The sequence below is a fragment of the Microcoleus sp. Pol1C5 genome (assembly GCF_036701115.1).
Classification (GTDB): Bacteria; Cyanobacteriota; Cyanobacteriia; order Cyanobacteriales; family Microcoleaceae; genus Microcoleus.
This window is the reverse complement of sequence record NZ_JAUBQE010000016.1, coordinates 73,913-100,536: the sequence shown is the minus strand read 5'-3', so window position 1 is coordinate 100,536 and position 26,624 is coordinate 73,913. Positions and strand designations below refer to the sequence as shown.

22 protein-coding genes and 2 pseudogenes are annotated in these 26,624 nt (G+C 45.7%); 12 read left to right on the top strand and 12 right to left on the bottom strand.

Going from position 1 to position 26,624, the window contains the following annotated elements; all coding sequences use genetic code 11:
- Positions 1 to 59 precede the first annotated feature (59 nt).
- Positions 60 to 260, bottom strand: a pseudogene (locus tag QUA23_RS11505) (TetR/AcrR family transcriptional regulator); the annotation flags it as partial.
- Between the two features lie 97 nt (positions 261 to 357).
- Here QUA23_RS11505 and QUA23_RS11500 point away from each other — a divergent pair.
- Entirely contained in the window at positions 358 to 720 is a 363-nt protein-coding gene (locus QUA23_RS11500; RefSeq protein ID WP_333076099.1) for a hypothetical protein, read from the top strand.
- An 8-nt stretch (positions 721 to 728) separates the two neighbouring features.
- Here the strand turns inward: QUA23_RS11500 and QUA23_RS11495 are convergent, their stop codons facing one another.
- Both QUA23_RS11495 and QUA23_RS11490 read right to left on the bottom strand, forming a co-directional pair.
- The gene (locus tag QUA23_RS11495) at positions 729 to 1,250 is read right to left on the bottom strand and encodes a GNAT family N-acetyltransferase (protein ID WP_333076098.1); all 522 of its coding nucleotides are present in this window, start codon (positions 1,248 to 1,250) and stop codon (positions 729 to 731) included.
- Positions 1,251 to 1,274: 24 nt separating this feature from the next.
- Positions 1,275 to 1,892, bottom strand: coding sequence for a helix-turn-helix domain-containing protein (locus tag QUA23_RS11490; protein ID WP_333076097.1), 618 nt, complete (start codon positions 1,890 to 1,892; stop codon positions 1,275 to 1,277).
- A gap of 282 nt (positions 1,893 to 2,174) precedes the next feature.
- On the opposite strand from QUA23_RS11490, the gene QUA23_RS11485 reads away from it, so the two are divergent.
- The 4 genes and pseudogenes from QUA23_RS11485 to QUA23_RS31045 all read left to right on the top strand — a co-directional run.
- Positions 2,175 to 3,770: a pitrilysin family protein gene (locus tag QUA23_RS11485; protein ID WP_333076096.1), complete on the top strand. Its 1,596-nt coding sequence runs from the start codon at positions 2,175 to 2,177 to the stop codon at positions 3,768 to 3,770.
- A 276-nt stretch (positions 3,771 to 4,046) separates the two neighbouring features.
- A complete protein-coding gene (locus QUA23_RS11480) occupies positions 4,047 to 5,528 on the top strand; it encodes a pitrilysin family protein (RefSeq protein WP_333076095.1) in 1,482 nt (493 codons plus the stop codon).
- 402 nt (positions 5,529 to 5,930) lie between these two features.
- Positions 5,931 to 8,486 carry a hypothetical protein gene (locus QUA23_RS11475; RefSeq protein ID WP_333076094.1) on the top strand — a complete coding sequence of 852 codons (2,556 nt, stop codon included), beginning with the start codon at positions 5,931 to 5,933 and terminating at the stop codon, positions 8,484 to 8,486.
- 12 nt (positions 8,487 to 8,498) lie between these two features.
- Positions 8,499 to 8,627, top strand: a pseudogene (locus QUA23_RS31045) (helix-turn-helix domain-containing protein); the annotation flags it as partial.
- A 50-nt stretch (positions 8,628 to 8,677) separates the two neighbouring features.
- Here the strand turns inward: QUA23_RS31045 and QUA23_RS11470 are convergent.
- From QUA23_RS11470 to QUA23_RS11460, 3 genes are all read right to left on the bottom strand, one after another.
- Positions 8,678 to 9,424: a Uma2 family endonuclease gene (locus QUA23_RS11470; protein ID WP_333076093.1), complete on the bottom strand. Its 747-nt coding sequence runs from the start codon at positions 9,422 to 9,424 to the stop codon at positions 8,678 to 8,680.
- A gap of 138 nt (positions 9,425 to 9,562) precedes the next feature.
- Positions 9,563 to 10,954, bottom strand: a complete 1,392-nt coding sequence (asnS, locus tag QUA23_RS11465) for an asparagine--tRNA ligase (RefSeq protein ID WP_333076092.1) — start codon at positions 10,952 to 10,954, stop codon at positions 9,563 to 9,565.
- 113 nt (positions 10,955 to 11,067) lie between these two features.
- Positions 11,068 to 11,433, bottom strand: coding sequence for a DUF2203 domain-containing protein (locus QUA23_RS11460; protein ID WP_333076091.1), 366 nt, complete (start codon positions 11,431 to 11,433; stop codon positions 11,068 to 11,070).
- 115 nt (positions 11,434 to 11,548) lie between these two features.
- On the opposite strand from QUA23_RS11460, the gene QUA23_RS11455 reads away from it, so the two are divergent.
- Entirely contained in the window at positions 11,549 to 11,824 is a 276-nt protein-coding gene (locus QUA23_RS11455) for a DUF6439 family protein (protein WP_333056391.1), read from the top strand.
- Between the two features lie 246 nt (positions 11,825 to 12,070).
- Here the strand turns inward: QUA23_RS11455 and QUA23_RS11450 are convergent, their stop codons facing one another.
- The gene (locus tag QUA23_RS11450) at positions 12,071 to 12,559 is read right to left on the bottom strand and encodes an anti-sigma regulatory factor (protein ID WP_333076090.1); all 489 of its coding nucleotides are present in this window, start codon (positions 12,557 to 12,559) and stop codon (positions 12,071 to 12,073) included.
- A 697-nt stretch (positions 12,560 to 13,256) separates the two neighbouring features.
- On the opposite strand from QUA23_RS11450, the gene QUA23_RS11445 reads away from it, so the two are divergent.
- On the top strand, positions 13,257 to 14,150 hold the full coding sequence (locus tag QUA23_RS11445) for an alpha/beta fold hydrolase (RefSeq protein WP_333076089.1): 894 nt from the start codon (positions 13,257 to 13,259) through the stop codon (positions 14,148 to 14,150).
- A gap of 89 nt (positions 14,151 to 14,239) precedes the next feature.
- The gene (locus QUA23_RS11440) at positions 14,240 to 15,280 is read left to right on the top strand and encodes an aldo/keto reductase (protein ID WP_445243491.1); all 1,041 of its coding nucleotides are present in this window, start codon (positions 14,240 to 14,242) and stop codon (positions 15,278 to 15,280) included.
- Between the two features lie 317 nt (positions 15,281 to 15,597).
- Here the strand turns inward: QUA23_RS11440 and QUA23_RS11435 are convergent, their stop codons facing one another.
- Both QUA23_RS11435 and QUA23_RS11430 read right to left on the bottom strand, forming a co-directional pair.
- On the bottom strand, positions 15,598 to 15,738 hold the full coding sequence (locus tag QUA23_RS11435) for a hypothetical protein (protein ID WP_242717219.1): 141 nt from the start codon (positions 15,736 to 15,738) through the stop codon (positions 15,598 to 15,600).
- A gap of 108 nt (positions 15,739 to 15,846) precedes the next feature.
- A complete protein-coding gene (locus QUA23_RS11430) occupies positions 15,847 to 17,538 on the bottom strand; it encodes a transglutaminase family protein (RefSeq protein ID WP_333076087.1) in 1,692 nt (563 codons plus the stop codon).
- A 422-nt stretch (positions 17,539 to 17,960) separates the two neighbouring features.
- On the opposite strand from QUA23_RS11430, the gene QUA23_RS11425 reads away from it, so the two are divergent.
- Positions 17,961 to 18,827: a DUF928 domain-containing protein gene (locus QUA23_RS11425; protein ID WP_333076086.1), complete on the top strand. Its 867-nt coding sequence runs from the start codon at positions 17,961 to 17,963 to the stop codon at positions 18,825 to 18,827.
- Between the two features lie 432 nt (positions 18,828 to 19,259).
- Positions 19,260 to 21,422 carry a ShlB/FhaC/HecB family hemolysin secretion/activation protein gene (locus QUA23_RS11420; protein ID WP_333076085.1) on the top strand — a complete coding sequence of 721 codons (2,163 nt, stop codon included), beginning with the start codon at positions 19,260 to 19,262 and terminating at the stop codon, positions 21,420 to 21,422.
- A gap of 89 nt (positions 21,423 to 21,511) precedes the next feature.
- On the opposite strand, the gene QUA23_RS11415 is transcribed toward QUA23_RS11420, so the two are convergent.
- Together QUA23_RS11415 and QUA23_RS11410 are read right to left on the bottom strand one after the other, a co-directional pair.
- Complete coding sequence (locus QUA23_RS11415) at positions 21,512 to 21,910, bottom strand: alr0857 family protein (RefSeq protein WP_333069077.1); 399 nt, start codon at positions 21,908 to 21,910, stop codon at positions 21,512 to 21,514.
- A gap of 153 nt (positions 21,911 to 22,063) precedes the next feature.
- Positions 22,064 to 22,579 (bottom strand): HNH endonuclease, encoded by a 516-nt coding sequence (locus QUA23_RS11410; protein ID WP_190660760.1) that lies wholly within the window; start codon positions 22,577 to 22,579, stop codon positions 22,064 to 22,066.
- Positions 22,580 to 23,146: 567 nt separating this feature from the next.
- Between QUA23_RS11410 and QUA23_RS11405 the strand changes: the two genes are divergently transcribed.
- Positions 23,147 to 23,482, top strand: a complete 336-nt coding sequence (locus QUA23_RS11405; protein ID WP_039886507.1) for a ribbon-helix-helix domain-containing protein — start codon at positions 23,147 to 23,149, stop codon at positions 23,480 to 23,482.
- A gap of 439 nt (positions 23,483 to 23,921) precedes the next feature.
- Positions 23,922 to 25,253 (top strand): D-alanyl-D-alanine carboxypeptidase, encoded by a 1,332-nt coding sequence (locus QUA23_RS11400; RefSeq protein ID WP_445243492.1) that lies wholly within the window; start codon positions 23,922 to 23,924, stop codon positions 25,251 to 25,253.
- Positions 25,254 to 25,394: 141 nt separating this feature from the next.
- On the opposite strand, the gene QUA23_RS11395 is transcribed toward QUA23_RS11400, so the two are convergent.
- A complete protein-coding gene (locus QUA23_RS11395; RefSeq protein WP_333076084.1) occupies positions 25,395 to 26,501 on the bottom strand; it encodes an N-acetylmuramoyl-L-alanine amidase-like domain-containing protein in 1,107 nt (368 codons plus the stop codon).
- Positions 26,502 to 26,624 lie beyond the last annotated feature (123 nt).

Below are 26,624 nucleotides of genomic sequence, written 5' to 3'. Positions count from 1 at the left end.
GAGCCTGTAGATATTGCGTTTTCAGGCTCTAAAATTTCCTCATGACTAATGACTAATGATTCATCTTTCTGCCAAACCCCATTCAGAAAAATATCAGCGAGTCCTTCAGCCATTTCCTGCATTTGCTGCCGAGAAGCATTCGGCTTCATAATCGTATTTTGACTGAAGGGCGCGACTGCAAACATTCCCACAAATACCTGAGCGACAATTTTCGGATTCGTCTTTGGATAAACTTGTTTTTCCATCGCCGTTTCCAAATAAAGCCTCAGCCACATATCTCATTATAAAAAACCCACAGTCTAAATTACTAAAATTTGTACAAGAATAGCACAAACTGCAAACAAGACAAAATTTAATATGGTAGAACTAAACCAATTACTGTTAGAGTTTCAAGCCCACCTAAACGGGGACGCAGTGACGGAAGAATGGAAAGAACGTCGCAACTGTTGGATGAGCGAGGTGTCAGCAGCAATTGACGAAAAACATTTAGCAAAATTGCTAGTTGAATTAGAATCAAATTTTCAGCGAGACGCGGTACAAAGTCTCTGGAAAATGATCCGTGAAAGTTGGGTAGAAGAATGTCATATAGCATCGACGCTGGAAGAAGTATCAAGTCTATTGCTGGAACTTGAAAGCAATACAACTTGGGAAGTTGTGACAGATGAATGGCAGCAGAATCGCGAGAATTGGGTACAGCAAATGTACGAATTTATAGAGTAATAATTGACTTAATCAAAATCCACTTTCATGGTGAATGATGTCCCTCCTGTGCGGTTGATTGTCTCGCTTCCGTCAATTATTTTAAATCCCGATCGCTCGTACAAACTCACGGCTCGATTCGAGCTTCTGACACTCAGGGATACCGATCGATAAGAGACTTTTGCTGCTGACAACAAACGATCGAGCAACTGCGTTCCTACACCCTGATTTGTATATTCTGGAAGAACCGCGATCGCCAATTCCGGGATAGTATCATCAACCCAGCCAAACCCCTTGTCATCCCCTGTAAACAAACGCAGCCAGGCGGCTCCTACTGGCTGGCTCCCGTTCAATTCGATTGCTGCGAAGCCCAAATCGTTTGCACGTCCCCAATTCTGGACATATTTCGCAATTAAAGGATGATTGACAACAGCTTGCACCGTTGATTCACCTTCTTCTGCCATGTGCGCCGCTTCATACAGCATTTTCCAGAGAAAAGGCTCGTCTTCCTGGGTTAGCGACCGAATAGAATAGTGCAAAATTTTGCCCATAACAACTTTTCCCTGTTGCCCTAATTATTCATCTTTCAGCAAAACCCCATTCAAAAAAATATCGGCTAATCCTTCAGCCATTTCCTGCATTTCCTGCGGCGAAGCATTCGGCTCCATAATCGTATTTTGACTGAAACCCGCGACTGCAAACATTCCCAAAAATACCTGAGCGACAATCTTCGGATTCATCTGCCGATAAACTCCTTTTTCCATCGCTGTTTCAAAAAAAGCTTCAGCAACATCGCTCATTTTTCCGATGACTTCCAACTGAATTCTGTCGCGTAAATCCGGGTGAAATTGCGCCTCCAAAAAACACACCCGCATCATGTCGCTATTCTCGCGGATATTCAGCATCCGTCGCCGCATCACCTGAGCCACTGCTTTGTAACTGCCCATCTCGCTTAATTCAGTCAGCAAATCCGTCAGCAACTCCACCCATCCTTCCGTCGCCACCTCAATCAAAATCGCTTTTTTATTATCAAAATGCCGAAATAGCGTACCCTCGGCCACCCCCGCCGCCACTGCTAAATCGCGAGTTGTCGTGCCGTCGTATCCGCTGCGGGCAAACAACCGCTGAGCGGCTTGTAAAATCCGCTTCTTGGTTTCTGTTTCAGAAGGAGGAGACTGATTAAAAATTCGCATGGCTTTGCAATCGGTAATTTGCGACTTGGAACTACGGGTTCGGGACTGAAGCGCTAAATAATGTTAAGTTTTAAGTTGTGCGCGGCTTTTATCCCAAACTTAAAACTCCTCGCCGGGCCCCAGACCCTTTTTGAGATTTGCTGTATCAGCCTAACATCTGCGGCGCAACAGATCGCTTATGCCTCCAAAAATCTTTATCCTGAGAAAAGAATCTCTGGCCACCGAGCACAAACATTTTTTTGTTTGACACTCCAAAATCTAAAATCTAAAATCTAAAATCGAATGACCCCGCAGTTCCAAAAACCCCGTGAAGCGAAGCTATCCCGTAGGGAATCGCCCGATCGCCAAACTCGATTCATCGCCTCCCTGCTGGCCGCTGTACTGCTGTGGTGGGGCATTTCTCCCGAAATCGCCCTTGCCCGCCCCAACCCCGCTAGCGGCTCCCAAGCAGTTTCTGTTCAACCGTCGCTCGATCGAGTAATCAGCCAAGTCAGCGAATTTAAGCTCGACAACGGCATGAAATTCATCGTACTCGAAAGGCCCAGAGCGCCCGTAGCATCGTTTCTGATTCACGCCGATGTCGGCGGCGCAAACGAACCCGACGGTCAAACAGGCGTCGCTCACTATCTCGAACATTTAGCCTTTAAAGGCACGCCAAAAATCGGCACTACCGACTACCAAGCCGAAAAGCCGCTGCTAGAAAAACAAGACCAACTCTTCGAGCAAATGCAAGCAGCCAAGGCCAGCGGCAAAACTGAAGAAGTCGCCCAATTAAAAGCAGAATTTGACAAAGTTGAAGCTGAAGCTTCGCAATTTGTCAAGCGTAATGAACTCGGCAAAATAGTGGAACAAGCAGGCGGAGTCGGACTAAATGCCGCTACTTCCACCGACGCCACAATGTATTTTTACAGCCTTCCAGCTAATAAGTTAGAAATGTGGATGTCGCTGGAATCCGAGCGATTTCTAGAACCAGTATTTCGGGAATTTTACAAAGAAAAACAGGTAATTTTAGAAGAGCGCAGGCTGCGAACCGAGAATTCTCCGATCGGACAAATGGTTGAAGTTTTTGCCAACAAAGCTTTCTCTGCTCATCCCTACCGCCGCCCCGTAATTGGCTACACTGAAGACATTAAAAACCTCAGCCGCAGCGACGTGCAGAAGTTTTTCGAGACTCACTATGTCCCCAGCAAACTGACTGTGGCGGTGGTAGGAGACGTGAAAGCTTCGGAGGTGAAGCGACTAGCTCAAATTTATTTCGGCCGTTACAAGGCGAAACCAGCCCCTCCCGCATTGCAGATTGTCGAACCTCCCCAAACGCAAACTCAGGAAGTCACGCTGAAATTAAAAACTCAACCTTGGTATTTGGAAGGATACCACCGGCCGGCGATGAATCATCCCGACAATGCGATTTATCAAATGATTGGTTCTTTGCTCAGCGATGGCCGCACTTCTCGGCTTTACAAATCTTTGGTAGAACAACAGCAATTGGCGCTGGCGGCTCAAGGTTTTAGCGGTTATCCGGGGGAAAAGTATCCGAATTTGATGTTATTTTACGCTCAAACTGCTCCGGGCCGTACGGTTGATGAAGTAGCTGCAGCTTTGAGCAAGGAAATCGATCGCCTAAAAACTGAGCCCGTTTCTGCTTTGGAATTGGAGCGAGTGAAAACTCAGGCGAGAGCCGATTTGTTGCGATCGCTCAATTCTAATATGGGCATGGCATTTGCGCTGGTGGACTATCAAGTAAACACCGGTTCGTGGCGAAATTTGTTCAAGGAATTGGATGCGATCGCGGCTGTTACTCCCGCTGACATTCAGCGTGTCGCTCAGGCAACTTTTCGCCCGGAAAATCGCACGATTGGTAAGCTTTTGCCACTGTAACCAGAAGGAAGAAGGAAGAGGTAATAAGGAATAAGGAAGAAGGAACACTCGTTTCCAGGCTCTGCCTGGGAACGCATATCCGCGAGGCTCTGCCTCGAATTGTCAACTTATGAAATAAAGGAATAAGGAAAAAGGAAGAAGGCTCTTCTGCTGAGCTCAGGGTAAAAAGAGGGAAGAAGAAAGAGGGAATAAACACTCGTTTCCAGGCTCTGCCTGGGAACGCATATCGGCGAGGCTCTGCCTCGAATTGTCAACTTAGAAAACATTGGAGAAAGAATGAAAAGGACTAAATTGAGACTGAAAAAAGTAAAGTTATTTCTGCTATCGCTTTGCTTTTTTACTGTTTCACTTGGCACGTTTAATTTGTTACCTTCATTTGCGGCGGCACCCAAACACTACGACGAGTTAACATTTCCCCCGCTGGCAGAAATTAAACTGCCTAAATACACTCGCTTCGAGCTGAAAAATGGCATTCGGGTGTATCTGATGGAAGACCGGGAACTCCCGTTAGTCGGGGGAACGGCGCTATTTCGCACGGGCGAGCGCTTTGAACCTGCTGATAAAATTGGGCTGGGAGGTTTGACGGGAGAAGTGATGCGAACTGGCGGCACGAGCAGGCATACGGCTGATGAATTAAATCAGTTGCTAGAACAGCGAGCAGCTTCAGTAGAAACTGGGATTGATGTTGCTTCTGGTACGGCTAATTTTAGTGCTTTAGCTGAAGATGTGGAACCCGTGTTTGACTTATTTGCGGAAGTGATTCGGGAGCCAATATTTGCTCAGGAAAAGTTAGATTTAGCAAAGAATCAAACTCAAGGTGCGATCGCCCGCCGCAATGACGATCCTGACGGTATTACCGGCCGCGAGTTTCAAAAATTAATTTATGGCGATCGCAGTCCTTACGCGCGCACGGTAGAATACAAAACCCTCGCCAATATTTCCCGCGATGATTTGGTGAGTTTCTACCAGAAATATTTTCATCCCAAGAATATGATTTTGGGTATTTCTGGCGACTTTGATACAGCTAAAATGCGATCGCTCGTCGAGCAAAAATTCGGCAACTGGCAACCGAGTCAAAGTGCAGAAGTGCCTGCACTACCAACCGTATCGCCAGCAAATAGGGGCGGCGTATTTTTGGTAAATCAGCCGCAATTAAGTCAAAGTTACGTGCAAATAGGACATTTGGGCGGAATGCTCAGCAGTCCAGATTACGGTGCTTTGGACGTGATGAATGGGGTTCTCAACGGTTTCGGTGGTCGTTTGTTTAATAACGTGCGATCGCGCCAAGGCTTAGCTTATTCAGTATACGCCGCTTGGAGTCCGAGATATGACTATCCGGGGGTGTTTGTCGCTGGAGGCCAAACGCGATCGGACGCCACAGTACCGTTTATCCAGGCAATTCGCGCCGAGATCGATCGTATCCGCACCGAACCAATTACCCCGGCCGAATTAGCTTTTGCTAAAGATTCCACCCTAAATTCTTTCATCTTCAAGTTTGAAGACCCCAATCAAACTTTGTCGCGATTAATGCGCTACGAATACTACGGCTATCCCGAAGATTTCATTTTTCGCTACCGCCGCAGCATCGAAGCAGCAACAATTGCCGACGTGCAGCGCGTAGCCAAGACTTACTTGAAACCGGAGAATCTGGTAACATTAGTAGTGGGAAATACGGAGGCTATTCAACCGCCGTTATCGAGCTTGGGAACTTCAGTCAAAGTGCAATCTGTTGATATCACAATTCCCTCGGCGACTTAATCGAGAATTGGTGGCGATTCTCAATCATGGTGCAAAAATATGATGTCCGGTTAGATAAGCATAATTAAGTTCGTAGTTAGGACTTTAGTCATTCTTCAGACAAGGAGAGAGGACTTTAGTCCTCACTACAAACACGCGCTAATTATCAGCAATAACCGGGCATTATATAATCTCAAATCTGGTTAGATCAGCATTTTTGATTTGGAGAGTGGGATGGCGCGAGCGCTTTACATCACGCAGCAGTCGGTGGGTGCGGCGTTGAAAAGTTGCGATTGAGTCCAGCATCTGTGACCCGCCCCACCCCGACCCACAAACTAGAACAATAAAATTATTTTTACCAAAAATATTCTAGTAGTTTAATATATGTAAAGTACCTTGTTAAATACAAGATTATAGCCATCCATGCTTAATGCAAAATATAAAATAACTTTCACTTCCGGGCATCCGCATCCTTATGAGGATTATATTTATCAAATTCAAAATCAATTTCTATCTGCTTTGATAACAGGGCTATTGAAACGGTTAATAGAGGAGAAACAGACTTCTATAGATGAACAGCTTCGTTTATTATACGATAATAAGCATTGGAATTATGTTAAGGAACACTCAGGATTTAAAAAATATAAAAACAAAATTGTCGATACTTTCATTACTTCAAGCCGTCACCTAATTTTATTTAATAAAATTTTTAAAACATTTAATATTGAAGCAGGTGCTTTATCAAATTCTCTTCTAATTTGTGAATGTCTAGATAGAATTCCCCAAGAACTATCGGCGGAAATTTTAGAGGAGCTTCTTGATAGATTTATGGAAGAAGAGCAGTATAGAAGATCTCCACAAGATAACTCTCCTTTTTGTGAGGCACTCACACAAAGCCAATCGGTTTCTCCAGGTTCAGAACCTGACAAGCAAGTTGAAGAACATGAGAAATTACAACCATCTCCACAAGCGTTAGAAGAAGAGATTCAAACGTTCCAAGCAGAGGAGCGAGTCAAGTTTTCTCATCTAAGTTACATTAAGAGTGAAGTAGAACCAAAACTTTCAAAAGTTCAGTATGAACTGAGTGAGTTGCTCCATAAAATATTAGTAAACCTTCATCCCAGACGCACAGAAGCCTCTCTGATAAATGAGTACATAGCCCATTTAAATAATGTTCAGGAGTTAAATATTTATGGTGAACGGCCTGTTTATAAATTAGCCCTAAGAGTTAGAAACATCTTAGTGCTATCTTACTTTAAAGAGAGTGTAACTTTTCCAAAGAATATAATCAAAGATGTGGTGAACAAATTGGTTAATTTATTCAGGGAAAACCTGGAAATTGCTCTGGCTGTTAATCGGGCTAAAGGAATTACCTCACAGGAACAACTAAATTTTTATGTAAAAAATACTGTTTATCCACTTCTCTGCATGATGCAAAAGAGGATAATCAATATTCCTATACATACTGAAATACCAGAAGAATTTCAGAAAAATGAGATTGGGTCAAGTCAGTATATTAATTTAGTAAACGAAGCACAAATCTACAACCCAATTCCAACATCTGAGTTTCTCATTTCCAATTCTGAAGAAATTTACTTAAAAATTATTGAGGTTGTGATAGCAAACAATAATTTTGAAGAACTTCGTTTTATTCTGCGTGACGTATTTCTAAAAGCTGCTGAAGAAATAGCATCTTTAAAATCTATTGAAATTGATAGTGAAAAATTTGAAACCCAGTATTTCGCCCGTAACTCCTCCAATGTATTGCTGGAGTTCTCCCGTTTTTTTCTTGGTAGCATTACAAAAATTATATCTGAGCATAAATTAAATTCATTGCAAGAAGTTTTAATGAATCCAATACACTTCTTAAAATTATTTCATTATTTAGATAGTCAGTTTCCTCCTATTTCTACATGGACTGTATATCTACCTGTTGAGGGTATAAAAGTTTCTGATAATGTTCCTAGAGCTTTTTTCCCAGAGCAAAATAATTCTGCTAGTGAATTATACGAAATCAAATTTCTGTCAGCCAAAATTTTAGAGTCTATCTCTATTCAAAGTACATTACAAAATATGGGACAACCTGTTATTATGTTTTCGACTGACGCAGTAGATGCCTGTGCTGTTATAGCGAATATAAGTGCCAGAAATGGATATCAAGCAGCTACTACTGCTATCACTATTCTGTTTGAAACCATAGAGTCTCAATTTTTCTTTATGAACTCTGGTTATCAGTATCAGATAAAGCTTCACAGACAACGTAATAAGAAAACGGTTTGTTTTTGTAAAAAGAGCAGCGACCCTGCTCTTCAACAGCCTTGGTCTATATCAACAGTTCTTTTAGCTGGATGGCGAGGTACAACTGAGTTTGATTTGACTGAGCAGACTGAAAAGCTGTTTTCTCTCCCCAGCAGATTGTTTAAGATTGTGTCAGACAGAGCTCAACTCAATGATAGTCTCGGTAGTTTGGCTCAAGATTTAATTCACTGCATCAAGCTATATAGACAAGGGTATTTTGCCGAACAATTGTCAGAACGGTTTAGACTTTACTGGACTATTCTCGATACCATTCTTTTGCCTGAAGACACTCCCGGAATAGCAATACACTTAATCCCCTACAGAGTTTCTATGTTCTGCTTGGGCATGGAAAATTTAATTGAAGCAGGCGATGCTTATACATACGAGCAAGCCAGACTGTGGATGCGTGAAGATATAGAAGATCTCTACACTTTAGTTAGAAACCCACTAATTCATAAAGGGATCAATCATGCTCCTGCATATGAGAGGCTACTTGAACGGGTTGAAAGTATTGTGCGTTTAGTATTAATACGAATAGCTTATTACGTTATTTATATGCCTATACCTGAAGATTTTTTAGAAAAGGGGTTGGATGGTATTATCTCTTTCTTAGAACAACTCTATCCGGGAGTTGAGCAAATTTCTAATAGGATTATCGCCACAGATGACACAGATATGTAATATCAATAACCGATAGATCGCAAACCAGAAGTCCTGCGTGGTATTGCAAAAGGTTTGACCGATCGGGAAATTGCCGCCATCCAGGACGATCGCCCAAAAACAGTAAACTCTCACGTCAACAACATTCTGGGTAAACTGCAAGTGAGCGATCGCCCGCCTGGAAAAACTCGACTAACAAACATGGCGAAATTTCATGTCAGCCGATCGGGATCGACACCCAACTCGCGCAACTTTGCCGCCAATAAATCCGCCCGCTGGCGTTCCTGTTGGGCCCGCTGGCGTTCCTGTTGGGCCTGTTCCGAGCTCCACAGCAGCAGATTTCCCTGCGAATCCCACCAGCGCAGCCAGTTGATAGTTTGGCCCAGCCGTTCCCCCGGCCAAATCCCCAGCCACAAATCTAACTCTGGAATCCGCACCCGTCCGTCAGCATCAGCAGCCTGCGTTTCATAGGCTCCATTTTGCAGATACCGCACTTCCAGCTTGGGCTCGTAGGGATCGTAGGTGACGTAGGTGGGCACTTGCAGAATCTGTTCGTAGAAGTAGAGCTTGCCGTAGGGAGGAGTCGATCGCACCGACAGTTCCCCGTAATCTTCATTAGACAAAAACTCCATCACCACCGATACCGGCGCACCCTCCAGATTCGGCGTGTAACTGCGGCGAATGGTGCCCTCTGCGACTCGATGCACTTGCGGCACGTAAAACCAATCCGGTGCTTTGACTACAGTCTGCTTGTTTACAGTCGCTACCAGTCCAAAATTGGAACCGATTAGGGCGATCGGCCCAATAAGTCCAGCGACTCCCAGAGCATCGGTGAGAGCGGCCGCAAGGGGTGGTTGTTGAATATTTTCCACGGGATCGTCCGGTAATACAAAGTCGGCTGGTAAGGCTTCCCAGGTGACAGTTGGTGCTTTGGAACTCGATGGGATTTTAAGAACCATTAGCTCATACCATTTTAGATTTTAGATTTTAGATTTTAGATTTTAGATTTTAGATTGGAAGAGAAGGTGTTTGTAGTGATGATTAAAGTCCTCCTAAAACTCGCTCGGACTTTAGTCCTCACTACCAACAATCCTCAACTAAAAATCAATACTCAAAGGCGCTCTCGGAAACGGAATCACATCCCGAATATTCCCCATTCCCGTCATAAACTGCACTAACCGCTCAAATCCCAGACCAAACCCAGCGTGAGGGACAGTACCGTAGCGGCGCAAATCCAAATACCACCACAATTCCTCCTTATTCATACCCTGCGCTTCCATGCGTCGCTCCAATACATCCAGCCTTTCTTCCCGCTGCGAACCGCCGATAATTTCCCCAATATTAGGAGCCAAAACATCCATTGCTCGCACGGTTTTCTCGTCATCGTTTAAACGCATATAAAATGCTTTAATCCCGACTGGATAATCGCTAACAATTGTCGGCTTTTTAAACAAATCCTCAGCCAAATAACGCTCGTGTTCTGACTGCAAATCTAAACCCCAACTGACAGGAAAATCAAACTTTTTGTCGGCTTTTTCCAAAAGTGCGATCGCCTCCGTATAAGTAATCCGCTCGAACTGATTATTAATGATATTTTGAGCAGTAGCCAAAACCGTTTTGTCAATGCGCTCGTTGAAAAACTCCATATCTTCCGGGCATCGCTCCAAAACGTATTTAAAAATGTACTTTAAAAACGCCTCAGCCAAATCCATATCTCCCTGCAAATCGCAGAAAGCCATCTCCGGTTCAATCATCCAAAACTCAGCCAAATGTCGCGAAGTATTAGAATTTTCCGCTCGAAAAGTCGGCCCGAAAGTGTAAACATTTCCGAAAGCCATCGCCATAACTTCCGCTTCCAACTGGCCGCTAACTGTTAAATAGGCGCGCTTTCCAAAAAAGTCTTTAGCATAATCAACATCTTGCGAATCAGTGCGCGGCACATTCTTTAAATCAAAGTTGGTAACGGCGAACATTTCCCCCGCACCTTCGCAGTCGCTAGCAGCAATAATCGGAGTATGAACCCACAAAAAACCGCGTTCTTGAAAAAATTGGTGTACCGCCGCCGAACAAGCATTGCGGACTCGAAAGACAGCACCGTGGGTGTTTGTGCGCGGCCGCAAATGCGCGATTGTCCGCAAAAATTCAAAGGAATGCCGCTTTTTTTGCAACGGATAAGTTTGCGGGTCTGCATCACCGTAAACTTGCACTTGTGAGGCTTTCAACTCAATACGCTGTCCTTTTGCTGGAGAAGCTACCAGCACTCCCGACACTTCTAGAGATGCACCTGTATTCAGTTGTTTCAGTACATTTTCAAAGTCTGGCAAATCGGAATTTATGACTACTTGCAAGTTAGCCATCGCCGAACCATCGTTGACTTCGACAAAGGCAAATTCTTTCAATTCGCGCTTAGTGCGAACCCAGCCTTGAACAGTTACAGTTTCGTCGGGTTCACCTGCGCGCAAAATTGCTGCAATTCGTTGATTTTTCATATCCACTCCTGTTTATTTAATATTTATTTTGCACCATCTTTCTCTCTTTTCTCTTCCTCTGCGTCCTCTGCGCCCTCTGCGGTAAATAAAAAAATCAAAAATCCCAACCTTGTTCAACCTGCATAGGATTTCAAAATCCAACCGATCAAAATGCCGAGTCCCCCAAAGCGAACTGCTTGCCAAAAAGGTTGTTTTATGCTTCCCCAAGAAAACAGGCTGCTTTCTAAATTCAATTCGATAGTTTCCAATTCTTGCTCAATTTCCCGCAATTCTTTTTTGAGTTGCGGCAATGGATTTTGGCGTCCCGACTGGCGGATTTCTTCGCGCCGATGGCCGAGTTCGACTTGGCGCTGTCGATCGACCTGAATTTGAGTGTACCGTTCTTTGACTGCCGCAAGCGATCGCTCCACTGCTGCGATCGCTTGAACAAACTCACTTTCTTGCTCTTCCGGATTTAACTCTGACGGCTGTTGAGGCATTTCGATCTGCAAACCTGACAATAATAAAAAAAACCGATTTCCAATTAAGTTGTTATTATATGCAGTATATTTTTTAAATTCAGAAACGGCAGCCAAATCCCTATAATTGCCAATTATGCTTGAAACTACACAAACAACCCAAACTGTCAACCTCAACGAGCTGAGCACGGTAGAACTAGCCCAAGCTCTAGCCGCGCGCCTCGCCATCCCCGAAAAAGATTGGCACCGCCTCAAAGCAAACCGTTCCGCGCGGGCCTGCGAGCAAGCTGCGGCCGCTTTGGTCTTTTTGCTCAAAAAACAGCCCGAAGAAGCTCTCCCGCGCTTAAACCAAGCAGCAGGATGGCTGGATAGATCGATATCTGCTCCTCCCTGTCCCACCCACGGCAAATAATTTTGAGTATAGAGTCTTGAGTTTTGGTTTGATTAGTCGCTCAAAAATTAGACAATCGCGCCGATCGATCGAGCAGCGCGATTGTGAGTTCAAAAGATTTATACTTTTTTAACTCAAAACTCAGATTTTGCATTATGATCAGCTATCAATAGCCAGAGCGTTCAAATTCTCATTGCAAACTTCAGTCCGGAAACGAAAAATTTTCCAGGTCTAGCTGAGATGAAAAATGCTGCTTTCATAGCGCTGCTAGCGCAAGCGAGGCAGTCGGTAGCGACTTGGAAGTTCTTTGCACAGCCGTAACTCTGTACCTTGAGAATTCCACTCTACCCGATCGAATATTTGGTAAAGAATAAACAAGCCTCTACCGCATTCCTGTTCCACATTGGGTAGTCCAGAGTTATCTGAAACGTCCTCTGCTAGGAGACTGTCGCAATCATCGGTATAAAGGTTACAACTGCAAGGGGCATTAAAGCCAGAACCTTGATCCGATATCACCCACCAATATTGGTTTTGAACGATCGAAAAACGGACTCCAACAGTTTTACCGGGGTCTAATTTGTTTCCATGCTTAGCAGCATTTACCAAAGCTTCTTGAAGCCCCAACCGCAATTCCGCTTGCCAGTAATCTGGCACCTCTGCTAGGAGCAGATCCAAAATAGGACAAAGGTATAGAGTAGAAGCGAAGCTAATCGTAATCCAATTGCGTCCGACGGGACGAGGTGAAATAGCAATCACTCAGAAAACTCCCTAACTTTCAGGTGGATAAAGTTCACACCCTGCATAGTTGGCTCCCTAGTATTCAAAATGCTAATTAATTGAGCGGCGCAGCTCTACTTCTATATTAGAGTATCTAAGCAATTAAGAACAGCAAACAACGTCACAAAATATTCACCGATTCTGAGAAACTTCTGCAGAGAACCATCGGTAATTTTACTTATAACTTCTCCCAGCCACGAATTTTTTGATTTCAGCTTTTGCCAACTCGCAACCAAACAGCTCGCTGCATCCCCCACGCCGTCAACACCTCTTTAACAAACGATCCCCACCTGGAAAAGCTCGCAAATAACTATAAAAAAGTCGATCCCTTGACCCTCGCCCATCAGGTTCGACCCTGGCCGCCAAGCTTTGCACCCATCGCCCCAGAGCTATCTCTTACCGACACACAGCAGAATCATCATACCTAGGTATGTTGCAGCAAAAACCCGATTTATTTTCCTAAATGGGATCTGGCAAAACATCTCCCATTGCTGCGCCCCTCACAAAATCAATATTCGTTACAAAACTTATTAATTCTGAGTGCGGAAGAGCGCCAGCTCTCAACTCGCTCACATTGACGAATCCTTTGCTAGCTGAACCTCGGCGCGGATGGCAAACTTTATAAATCTGAGCGTCGCGATACAATAGTTAAAGTAAATAATTATTTCTTTACATTATGCAAGCAAACCCAGCCTTCACCACAGCCCCCATAGCCGGCACTTACTGGCAGTGGCGGGGGCACTCAGTATACTACGTTCGATCCAGCGATCGGCATCCAGAACGCCCTCCCCTGCTGTTAATTCACGGTTTTGGAGCGTCCACAGACCACTGGCGCAAAAATATCAGCGGGCTGAGCAAAGACTTTGAAGTGTGGGCGATCGACCTGATCGGATTTGGGCGATCGGCAAAACCCGAATTGCAGTACAGCGGCGACCTCTGGCGCGACCAACTCCACGACTTTATCACCAACATCATCGGCCGGCCAGCCGTACTAGCCGGCAACTCCCTCGGAGGCTACGCCGCCTTGTGTGTAGCAGCCCAGCGCCCCGAATCAGCAGCCGGACTCATACTAATCAACAGCGCCGGCCCCTTCAGCGAACCGCAGCCCGCACCCGAAGCCCCGCCCTTGCAAAAAGCCATATCTGCAGTAGCTAAAACCTTATTTCAGCAAGATTGGGCAAGTTTTCTGCTATTCCAGTACGTGCGCCAGAGATCGACAATTCGCAAAACTCTAGAAAAAGTATATCTCGACCAAAGCGCCGTCACAGACCAATTAGTAGAAGAAATATACCTTCCCTCCTGCGATCCCGGTGCCCCCAAAGTATTCGCTTCCGTATTCCGAACACCCCAAGGCGAAAAAATTGACGTATTACTTAGTCAATTAACCTGCCCGTTGCTAATGCTTTGGGGAGAAGGCGATCCGTGGATGAATTCCACAGAAAGAAGCGCTAAATTTCGCAAACACTATCCGCAGTTAACAGAACACTTTATCAAAGCTGGTCACTGTCCCCACGACGAAGTACCAGAACAGATAAACGAACTGATTCGCGCATGGATAATTGACCAATAGTCGATCGGCACATAAATCATTTTCCCCCGGCCATCTCCTCCTTCGGAGAGGGGGAAAATTATCCGATTTGCAGTAAAAGTTTATGTATTGTGCCAACACAAACGCGGTTAATTTCTCTCACATATTCTGAGGAGACGGAAACAATGGCCCGCAAAAAGACTCGTCGCAATTTTATATTGAGCAGTATAGCAGTTGCCAGCAGCATTGCAGGCGCTAAGGCGATCGAACAGCAGGATCGGGAAATCGCAGCCGCACCCAATAACCAGGCGGCTGCCACAGTAAAAATGCCAGAACGACTGTTAGGCAACACCGGCGTGAAAGTACCGATTTTCGGTTTGGGGGGAGGCGGACAAACACCGCTGTCGCAGAAGGGAAGAGAAGCAGAAGCAGCGGCGCAAATTGAACGCGCTATCGAACTAGGCATTCGCTATTTTGACACGGCGGCCGAGTACGGGCCCAGCGAAGAAAACTTAGGCAAAGTTTTGCCACCATATCGATCGCGCCTATTCCTAGCCACAAAAACCTCCGCCAGAGACAGAGATGGCGCGTGGAGAGACTTAGAGCGATCGCTCAAAAGATTGAAAACCGATCGACTAGACTTGTGGCAACTCCACCACGTCTCATTCCAAGCCGAATTAGACCAAATTTTCAGTGCCAAAGGAGCAATAAAGGCGATCGAAGAAGCCAAAGAGCAAAAAATAATTCGTTTTTCCGGCATAACCGGACACCACGAACCTGCTATCATTGTGGCCGGCTTGGAGCGCTATCCTTTTGACACAACATTAATCTCCCTCAACGCCGCCGAAAAACATCACCCGCGCTCCTTTGTTACCAGCGCTTTACCAGTAGCCAAAGCCAAAAACATCGGCGTCATAGCCATGAAAATACCCGCTTACGGCAAATTATTTGAGAACGGTGTTTTAGATGGAATGCACCAAGCAATGGGCTACACGCTTTCACTTCCCGGCGTTAACTGCTGCATCATCGCTGCCGACTCAGTAAAGCAATTAGAAGAAAACTTAAAAGTCGCCCAAGCATTCCAACCGCTGAACGAAACAGAAATGGCAGCACTTGAAAAACGCACCGCCGCCGCTTGGCAAGAAAATACATTTTTCCGACAGTGGACTTAAACTCCCCAATCCAAAATCCCCTTTTTCCTCTGTGTTCGTTGTGGTGTATTTATTGTGGCGCGGGCGTCTCGCCCGCGAAACCAAATCCGGGTTAAGTACCCTGTTTATTTTTTACTCTCGCGTTGCGCGGACTTTGTTTGTGTTGTAGCTGTTTCAACGGCCGAATCATAAACGGCGTGGCTACGAACCTATAACGGTTATGTTACTGAACTTAATATCATCTGCGGTGAAAACATTTCAAATCAAAAAAACAAGGCGACCTGGTTGGGTAGCCTTGGTATGTATCATAAAATATGCAGTTTGTCAACAGCAAAAAGCTACTTTTTTTTCCGTTTAGCCTTATCTAACCGCCTGCGATCGCGCCATTCAACCGCCGTCAAATAAGCAACCCCGCCAGTCACCGTCACCAGCAGTACAAAGGCCACTAAAACAAGAATATTAGCAATCGAAAATTCCACAACCCCTCTTCCTCTGATGTTACATTTTCTACTTTCGATTTTAGATGAAAAATGTTAACAATTAACAGTTGAATATAGACGGCTAACTGTTAATTGTTAACACTCGATTCAAACTGCTGGCAAATCTTCCAAAATTGTAAACCTCACATGATTAATTGCCAGACTCCCCACGGAAACATCCTCCTTGTTCAAAGGGAGACCGCCGCTCGTGAGACTTTGAAACCGAATTCCCTTGCCAATTTCTACGTGATACCAAGCCAAACCCATAAAAAATCGCAAAGGATAAGGGCCTCTGTCTTGAATATCATCAGGATTAGATTCCATCGGCACCCAGCCAAAACCCGGAATGTAAAATTCCAGCCAAACGTGATTGAAATCCGGCTCCAGCGACACACCTTTTCTGTCAGCAAAAGCCGGACACTTGTAGCGCCCGATCGTGCGGCAAGCAATCCCGTTTAACCTAGCCAAAGCCAACAACAAGCCCACGTACTCGCCACAAGAACCGATGCCGCGGCGTAATACAATATCGGGAGTGTCAATGTGAGGCCTAATCCCGTAAGAAAGTTGGTCGTAAACAAAATTGCGAATGCTAAGTAACTTCCTCAGAATATTAGTTTCTGAGCCAATGGCAGCCACAGCAGCCGATCGCACAATCTCCGTATCCATCGCTAAATTGTCATTATCCACCAAATACTTAGCTGCAAACTCCGGCGACAGCTTGGGAATCTTTTCGACATCCCTAGGTGACAACTGATACTTAATTGATCGAACTTCTAACAAAGCCTTCCAGCCAAAAATTCGGCGTTCCCCATGTTGCAGCCGATCGAACTTAAACACCGCCACCCGTTCCCCTTCCTGAATTTCCTCAGTAAAAGGCATTCCAATCGGCGTAATTTTCCTGACCTTTTGCCGGTGAGTTTCCGAAGGCAAAGCAATCCGCCACTCCAAATTTTCGATTTCTACCTCATCGAGAGGAGACAGTTCCTCCACATAAGACATTTCCATCAAAAAACCGTTTGACAGAGCGTAGCGCTCGGCTTCATTGTAGTGAAAAGACAAAGGCTGAATAAAAGTGCGATCGCGCTTTGTCAACTGAAAAGGATCTTCCGAATTCGGGTCATCCCGGATGTAAAGTTCATCCCCGGCATAAGCCACGTACAGAACCTCCTCTCCCGTTTCGGAATCCTTGTGAAAAGCCAAACCAGAAGGCGACTCAAAGGGAGTCAAAACGCTAAATTTAATCTCCCCAGTTCCCCGTTCCAAACAGTAAACAGTTTGCTCAGTCTTGTCGCAAACCCAAATTTCCTCATCCCGGACTGTGATATTTTCCACCCCTATACCGGGAGCGTAAAACCGAGTAATTTCTCGACCAGTTTTCAGGTCAAAAACCAGAATCGAGTTTAATCTCTGGCAAGTCGCATAAAGCGTAGATTTCCACACAGCAATCCCGTCAGCAGGATAAGAAAGTGAAACAAAATGTTCCGGTTTGAGTTCAGTTATCGCCCCATCCCGAACTGCGCCCCGACAGCAACAAATATCCTCATCCCGCGCAAACCAGAAAGTATCTTCCGAAATAGCCAGCCCGGTTGCGCCCGCAAACTTAGCCGTTTGATAAGGATTCAAAACAGTAGTGTTGTCACTTTCTCGATCGATCTCCAATAGCAGCCCTTCGGCGCGATCGACAGCGAACAACCTATTTCCTAAAAAAGCAATGCCGTGCAGTGCCAAGACTCCGATGGGTCTTACCATCCGCAGCCCCGAAGGCTGTTTGTCCGAGAGAACAGGTGAATCGAGATTCATGCTAAATTTCTTGCCGGTATTGTACAGAAAACCTGATTTGTAACTTGTAGCCGATCGCTTGAGGTTAACCAGCAAAATTGCCGAGTTTCCTGATATTCAGGATTGACGCATCAACCGCGTGTTTTTATGAAAAAACGCGCTGTATCCTCTGGCTAGAGTTAAAAGAACCCGAATATTAGTCTTTGTCAAAGTTGGGTTTAACAAGCTCAACCCAACCTGGTGCCGTGAATGGAAGTAAGTATAACTACTAAGCTACCACTGACAAAGGCGACACAGAATTATATGTTGAGCACAGCGACAAAAATAATCGTATCTGCCTAAAGAGATAAATTAAGTACAACAGATTACTATATCCGTCAAAACCTTGGATAGAATAAAACCGTGCGATAAAGTTCCTAGGTTCATCAAAAGGCAGGTTCGTCATGGCTTTGAAGTCTGCTCTAAATATCGGTGCTTTTTCATTAATTCTGTCTTTAGAGGCAGTTGCCGCCGGTAGTTTCTTAATACCAGCAGAGGCTCTCAACAGCCCCGCAAACGTTGTCAAGCGCCCCCCACCACGGCAGCTACCCCTCAACTTGCAAACAGTTCAACCCCCTGAAACCAGCGGAAACAGACCGAACATTCAGCCAACGGGTTCCACGTGGAATACCTTTCAACCGCCGGAGGACGGAGTACCCGGAAGGCGTGAAGGGGGAGGAACCCGCGGCTTAGAATGCCCCACGGCCACAACTGCCTTAACTGCCTTGATTCCCCAATCAACTATGGGGCAAACCATATCAGCAAAGCCAACATTTTTCTACTACCTTCCTATAGCCCTCGACAAAACAGTTCAGTTTGAGTTAGCAGACCAAAGAGACAAAACACTGTACAAGAAAAGTTTTCGCATGGTAACTAGCCGTGCAGGTGTAGTTAGCGTCAGCCTCGGCTCCGACGACAACTCGCCAGCGCTGGAAGTTGGCAAAAACTATCAATGGTACTTTACTATCAAATGCAACCCAAAAAATACAAGAGATGATGTTCTCGTTTCCGGGTGGATCAACCGCACCGCACTCGCCCCAACCGTGCAAACAGAGTTGGATCGATCGCCCGATCGCACCAAGCTCAGTATCTTCGCCCAACAACGTCTTTGGTACGAGTACCTGGCAACTCTAGCTCAATTGCGTATCGAGTCTCCCAGCGATGCCAGTTTAGCGCTCAAGTGGTCAGCACTCTTGAACTCAGTCGAACTCGGCAAAATAGCCCAAGAACCCTTAGTCGCAAGTGAGTTAATGCCTATCACAAAAAAATAATTCAGCACCAATTTCAAAAAAGAATGCAACGGTAGGCAAGCCCCAAACGATGATAGCCATCAGTCAGCCGATTTTAGATTTTAGATTTTAGATTTTAGATTTACTTGTTGCATTGAATCTGGAATCTCGAACAGGAGTCTAAAATTTTAGGATCTACGCTGATGAGCGTTCGGGGCACAGTATCCGTTTTTGGGTGAGTCATTGCCAAATCTCAAATCTCAAATGGTATGACTGGTGCAGCAAGTACGACAAACTCGGTTTAAAGCGCGGTAATTGGCAGCGCCACAGATGATTTTTGGCTGTTGCGGGTTGTTTCGTCGATCGTGCTAAATAAATTAAATTTTGTGTACCGATCGGCAAGCAGTTCGGACTTCTGGCATCTTGAAAGGCGGACTGTGAAGATTTTGATGGTCAAATTTCGCCTAATACTAAATGATAAACTGGCATAGTCAAGCAGCCGACAAACTTATTTTAGAGAAATTATTAATTATGCGCCCGAATGCAAATATTGCACTATTTCGGTTGGGGATTTCACTTCTAACTTCGCTCCCGATGGTTTGCTTTTACACCAATAAAGCTATATCCCAAACAAAGGATATTTCTCAGTTGCCTGTCGCCACTGACAACTCAGCAGATAGGGGCAATCAAGTATTAGCACTGCAAAAACTGGAAATAAAGCATGATGAAACAGCTACCAACTTAAATCAGCTTCGCGATTCCATCGAGACCAACCCTGAACCAGAAACACAATCTAACCCTGCCGAGAACAGCCAAGATGCCTGTTCCACAATCGATGAAGCTGCTTGTGGTGCGGGCATCTTGCTCGAACAAACAAATCTGGTTGACAACGATCCCCAATGTCAGAACCAGCTAAATTGTAATCATGTTTTAGCCCAGAACCCGCAGACGCCACCGGGAAACCTCCCGCCCGACTTAAACCGCGATCTACTACCAGATCCGCTGTTACCGTCGCCGCCAACTCAGCCAGATCCAAATCGCGATCGATTTCTGCAACCGGCCCCGCAGCCTTCCCCAGAATCTCCCCAAGTACCACCCACAGTAGCGCCGCCGTCCCCGTCACCAGTTCCCCCAACGCTGCCGAATACACCAATTGAGGTGCAGAAAATTCAAGTAGTTGGCAGCACAATTTTAAGCCAAGATGAAATTAATGCCTTAGTCAACCCCTTAGAAGGCCGTTCTACCACCCTAGAACAGCTCAAACAAATCGCTGACAAAATTACCGAAATTTACCTCAATCGTGGCTACATCACTTCGAGAGCAGTCTTGCCGCCCCAAACTATCACCGCAGGGGTAGTCCAAATTCAAGTGATTGAAGGCAAGCTAGCCCGAATTGAGGTAGAAGGAACTAAAAGATTGAATCCGAGTTACATCCGCAGCCGGATTCGACTCGGTGCCGGAATGCCTTTAAGCACAGCTTCATTAGAAGACCAACTCCGGCTGCTGCGAGTCGATCCTTTATTTGACAATGTAGAAGCCAGTCTGCGGGCTGGGGATAATGAAGGCGAGAGCATTCTGATAGTCCGAATCTCGGAAGCTAATCCATTTCAACCTAGTTTCAGCATTGACAATTACTCGCCTCCCAGTGTCGGTTCCGAAAGATTGGGAGTTAGTTTGCGGCACCGCAATATAACAGGAAATGGCGACGAACTTGCGGCGGCTTATTATCGATCGCTCGGCGATTCAGACGTGTTTGATTTCAGCTATCGCGTGCCGCTAAATGCGATGAACGGCACTTTGCAATTGAGGGCGGCACCGAACCGCAACAGTATCGTACAAGCACCTTTTGACGCTTTTGACATTTCGGGAAAATCCCATTTATTTGAAGTTAGTTACCGCCAGCCACTGCGGAGAACCCCGATCGAAGAATTTGCCTTATCTGCGGGTTTTACTTATCAGACAGGCAGAACTTTTCTCGCCGGCGAACCGTATGCTTTTGGCATCGGCCCGGACTCCAATGGTGTCACCACTACGAGCGCAATTAAGCTGGGACAGGACTACATTCGGCGCGACCCGCAGGGCGCTTGGGCCTTGCGATCGCAATTTACGATCGGCACTAGCTTGTTTGATGCTACTCAAAACGAAGGTTCTGACCCGGACGGACAATTTTTGAGTTGGCTGGGTCAAGTGCAGCGAGTACAGCGATTGAATGACAAACATTTATTAATTTTGCAGGCAGACTTGCAGTTGTCAGCTAATAGTTTGTTGCCTTCCCAGCAATTTGTAATTGGCGGCGGGCAATCTTTGCGCGGCTACCGCCAAAATGTCCGTTCTGGCGATAACGGCTTCAGAGTTTCCATCGAAGATCGGATTACTTTGCAGCGCGATGCTTCGGGAAATCCTAAACTACAATTAGCTCCATTTTTGGATGCAGGTACGGTATGGAACGTTGCGAACAATCCTAATACATTAACCAATCAGACATTTTTAGCAGGTGTGGGTTTGGGGGTAATCTGGGAACCGATACAGCGAGTGAACCTGCGGGTAGATTACGCTTTCCCTTTGGTGAGAATTAGCGATAAAGGCGACAATCTGCAAGATAAGGGAATTTACTTCAACATAATTTATACGCCTTAAGGAGAGAGGGAGAGTGAAGAGTGGGGAGTGGGAGAAAGTGGAAGATGAAGAAAATATTTCCCTCTTCCCTCTTCCTTCCACATCCGATATTAATCGCCGACTTCCCCGACAACCTCCGCAGCAGCCTGAGTTTCGAGCCAGAGATTGAGCAGCAAGAGCTCCGCCCGATCGCCCAATACAGTCGCAAACACGCCGTCAGCCCCCTCGGACACCTCAGAAATCCACGTACCGCGCAGAGTCACTTCTACAAAGTCAGTATCCGCAACACAAAGCTCGATCGCATCGTTGTCGTTTCGGCGGGCCTCAGATTCCAACAGAGACAGCGCCGGCAAATTCGCGGGCAGCAAAAATGCCGCAGTGCTCGGTTCGACGCTGATGCTTTGACCAACTCGCATAGCCAGCACAACTCGCAGCGCCACTAACTGTTCGGGAGATTGAGCCAAACGCTCTAGGTTAAAGCCCGTTTCAGTGTAAGTCAACTTCAGCATATTGACAGCCCTAAATTTGGAATTGAAAGTTTAAAATTGGTAATTGAAAATTGGCGATCGGGAATTTGGAATTGCGATTTAGGGCAGATTTTAGATGAGAATTACGCATCAATTTAAAATCTAAAATCTAAAATCTAAAATTCTTCCCATTCCCTATTCGCCTATTTGGTATTCGTGCCAAAACAGTTCGGCAAAAGCAACAGTGGGGTGTATGGGGGCCTTCGGCTTAGTTCGCAGAGACATTCCAGCTTCTATGGGAGTTCGATCGCCCTTACGAGAGTTGCACCGTTCGCAAGCCGTCACCACGTTGTCCCAAGTATGCGGGCCGCCCTTCGATCGAGGCATCACGTGATCCAGCGTCAAATGTCGGTTGCTACCGCAGTATTGGCAAGAATGAGCGTCGCGGCGCAGAACTTCCCGGCGATTGACCGGGGGCACTTTCCACAGGCGTTCCCTGTTACCAAAAGTCAAGCGGATTTGTTCGGGTACGTGGATGCTGGTGCTGGGCGATCGCACCAGCCAGCCGTTGCCGATGCTAAAATCCAGAGGTTCAGCTTTGCCTGTTACCAACAGTACGATCGCCCGTTTGATGTTGACACGGCTCATTGGTAGGTAATTTTGAGAAAACACCACCACAGATTGCCTCAATACATCAGTTACTACGGTCACGGCTTGCTCCTCCTCATCAATTTTGGATTTTAGATTTTAGATTTTGAATTTTGAATTTTGCTTGCTTCGTCAGCATTGGCTACATCTGGTTTTTTCCCAGTTCCCCAAGCGGATCGAATTTCTCAAATATCCAATCAAATGCCCCCGCTTCTCTTACTTAGAAGCGGGGGCTAGAAAAACTGCTAAAGGCAAATTTTCATCCTGTCTTGGTACAGTCGTTTAGCTGTACCTCCCGCTTCGCGTATCTCGATGTGGCTGTGCCACTGGCAGACCGTCTCGGTCTATCTCGTTGTAATTAATTTCTGCCGTTTGTCCTAATCCACTATAACCGGGTTTAATTAGGCCCAAGCCCGCCCACGAGGTCGCTGCGACAGTCGCAAAACCCGTGCTAAAGACGTGCCGTAACGACTCAGAGTGACTCGTGGGGCGATCGCACTTCAGTTGATAGGTGGAGTAGGTGGGGAGAAATTTCACTGTAGGCAGAAGGTGGTTAAGAGGCTTTCAATCTAGCTGTAAACATACTACACTGATATTACACATATGTCCACCCGTCACGGAGAAAAAATTATGCATACCCTACCTAGAACCTCAACCACCGAAATGGAAGTCACCAGCATTCGACTAGAAAGAGAGCTCAAGGAGAGACTTAAAGAGCTCGCGGGCAATCAAGGCTATCAAGCTTTGATTCGAGATTTGCTCTGGAATTACGTGCAGCAGAAGTCTGGAGAGTATCGCCAGATGTTTTCTCGATCGGATATTCGAGCCAGCATTAATGCCACAGCACAGCAGGAGGAACGCTGCGCGCTTACAGGAGAGTTGATTCGACCGGGCGGGCCGATGTTATTAGGCCTGACGATGCACGGCGAAATGGTGCCGCTGAGTATAGGGAGTATGGCTGGATAAACCAGTTTATCGAAAATTTGTGAGAGCGATCGGCCTGGGGTGAAGGCCCCAGGCACTGAGGATCAGACTATTTTAGATTTTAGATTTTAGATTTTAGATTTCAATACTTCGGACAGTTTTTGATTACCAACCGTAGAATAAGGGTTTCCCGGCTCCAAGGCAATCGAGCTACCAACGAAAAATCGAGGGTTTCAGACTACGAACTAAAAACAGTCCGGACTATTGGTATAAAATTCCGCAGTCTTTAAACAATCTCTATTGAACGAACCGCGAAGACGCGAAGAACGCGAAGGAAGATGGAGAAGAAGAGAGGTAATGTTAGCAGTTCGCAATTCTGGTAACGCAGATGCGGAGGCTCTACAATGCGCTGGCTAGTGCTAAAATTTCCATCGGGCGTGCCGAACAGACGATCGTACATTTGATGAAAAAAATTAAGGTAATGCTGAAAAACCCCTACTTAACTGCTGCGAGTTCGATCGCCCTTCTCACAATTATTGCCGGATGTGCAGCTACTGAATCACCTCAACTTGCATCTCCCTCTCCTGTAGCTGAATCTTCTCCGCCCCCAGTTAAACCAAGTCAACCTCAGCCCTTAATAGTCTCTGTTAGCAATCCCGAAACCGCCACAAATACCAAAATCCAGCAATATCTTAACGGGTTGGCAGCCCAAGGTTTTGCCAAAGAAAACCAAGGCGTCTGGATGCAATCTGGCAATACTTTGCTAGCAAATCATCAAGGTACAGTTCCTCTGTCAGCCGCTTCTATTACCAAAGTAGCAACATCTCTGGTAGCGCTGCAAGAATTCGGACCGGAACATGAATTTATCACCTTAATTGGTACAACGGGAAAAATTGAAAACGGCGTATTAAAAGGCGATTTAATTGTACAGGGAAACGCCGACCCGTTGTTTGTATGGGAAGAGGCGATCGCCCTCGGTAACGCCTTAAATCAAAAAGGGATCAAGCGAGTCAGTGGCAATTTGATAATTGTCGATAAGTTTTACATGAACTTTGAACTCGATCCCCTCAAATCGGGAGAATTGCTCAAACAAGGATTGAACAGTCAAATCTGGCCCAGCGAAGCCGCCGCCCAGTATCAAACCCTGCCTCCCAATACGCCGAAACCCCAAATAGCCATTGAGGGTACTGTACAAGTTTTGCCAGCATCTCCCAACGATGTGCAGCCTTTAGTCAAACATTATTCTTTGCCCCTTACCGAACTGATCAAAAAAATGAATCAGTACAGCAACAATCTCATGGCAGATATGCTAGCTGATACTGTCGGCGGCGCCAAAACTGTCGCGCAAAAAGCAGCAGCAGCAACCGGAGTTCCGCCCGCAGAAATTCAACTCGTCAACGGTTCGGGATTGAGCGAAGAAAATCTCATTTCTCCCCGGGCTGCTTGCGCGTTATTTATAGCTTTAGAACGCTATCTTCAACCTTACAGCATGACAGTTGCGGATGTCTTAACTGTAGTTGGGAAAGATCAAGGAATACTGGCAGAACGGGCGCTTCCCAAATTAGCAGTAGTCAAATCTGGCACGTTGGATAATGTTAGCGCTTTGGGCGGAGCCCTGCCAACTCAAAAACAAGAAACTGTGTGGTTTGTGATTATGAATGGAGGGGCAAATGTCGAGACATTTCGTACTCAGCAAGAGGTTTTGCTGAAAAGCTTTTTGAATGAGTGGGGAAGTGTTCAAGTTTCTCCACCCGAATTAACGCCAAATCCTGCTAGAAGTAGTAAGGTATCTCGCAGTGAAATTGTTCAATAAGCTGTTGTGCATTTAAATTTTATATTCCAGGCGCCTCGCGTGCCCACCCCACACGAGAGTTTGTAGGGTGCGTCAGTACAGAAATTTTAAATTTTCAGCTAAAATAATGCAAGCTGATGCACCCTCCCAGTACAAACCAATTTAATTAGGAGTTTTCGCCCTAGCTACCACAATGCCGATCGCACTTTCGACTCTCCTAATATATCTCTGCAAGTCGTAAGCAACTGTCACCTCCCCAGCAGGCGAAGCGTGAATTAAACCCATATTGCCGTCAGCATTGCGGTAGACTAAACCCGTGTGGGTGACATCCAATCCTTTAACATCCGTGGCTACTGCTACAATATCCCCTGGTTTTAACTGAGAATAAACACTTTTTATCCGATTTGTCGGAATGTAATTAACAGTAGTTTTTGCTAATTCTGCTTCTTGGCTGACTATGCACTGATAAGTCGCTTCGTCTTTGACCATTTGCGGGTAACTGCTGCGGTGCTGGCTCATGAAATTTAGTGTTTTATTCATGGGGACTCCACCTAATTCAGCGGTGATATTTTCCACAGTTTGCCGTTTTTGATTGTCGTTAATCCATTCGGAAAAATAGTGCAATCTGCTGCAATAACCGTTGATTTTACCGTTTAAATAACGCTGTTCTTCTATGCGATTTACAAAATTTTGATAGTCGTAATCTTCTACTGCTACGCCCCTGGCAATCGCCAAAACAGTTTCTACAAACAAAACGCAATCAAATTTATTCAAAGTTACGATCAACTTTTCTTCGCCGGATTTGTCCAGCAAACCAGCGGCGTAGGGCTTTCCTAAGAAATTATCGGCGATCGCCTGGACGATTTCTCCCATCGAGCGATCGTGCAAATTTTGTTGTTTTGCATACTGTACCACCTTTTCAAAACGTGCTATGTCTTCAGGCTGTGCAGCGGTTTCTCTCTCGGTATTATTTGAGTCTGGTCGTCTTGCCAGCACATTCAGCAATTCGGAATAGGAAATTTCCGCTAAATTGTTGAAGTCCCACAACATACTCGGCAAACTGGAAACAGTTTGCTTGTTTGTTATTTCCAGATTTTCGCTTTTTCCCGTCAAGGAAAACGCTAAATCCACGCCCTGTCCTGCTGTTTGTCGCTCGACAACATATCCCGTAGCAGATTGAGACTGAAATGCCCAAACATCAGGTATCAAAGAGTTATTCACGCCGACGATCGCAAATCCCAAAACAGCCAGACTCCAAAAATTTCTCATGTTTTTCAAAGGATTTTGCTTCAACTCAGTGCTATCCTGAAAATTTTACAATTACTAGAAGTCTCAATCAGCCTAGTAGACCGATAAAATTGGCAACAGCGGACTAGATCGATACACTTGTCA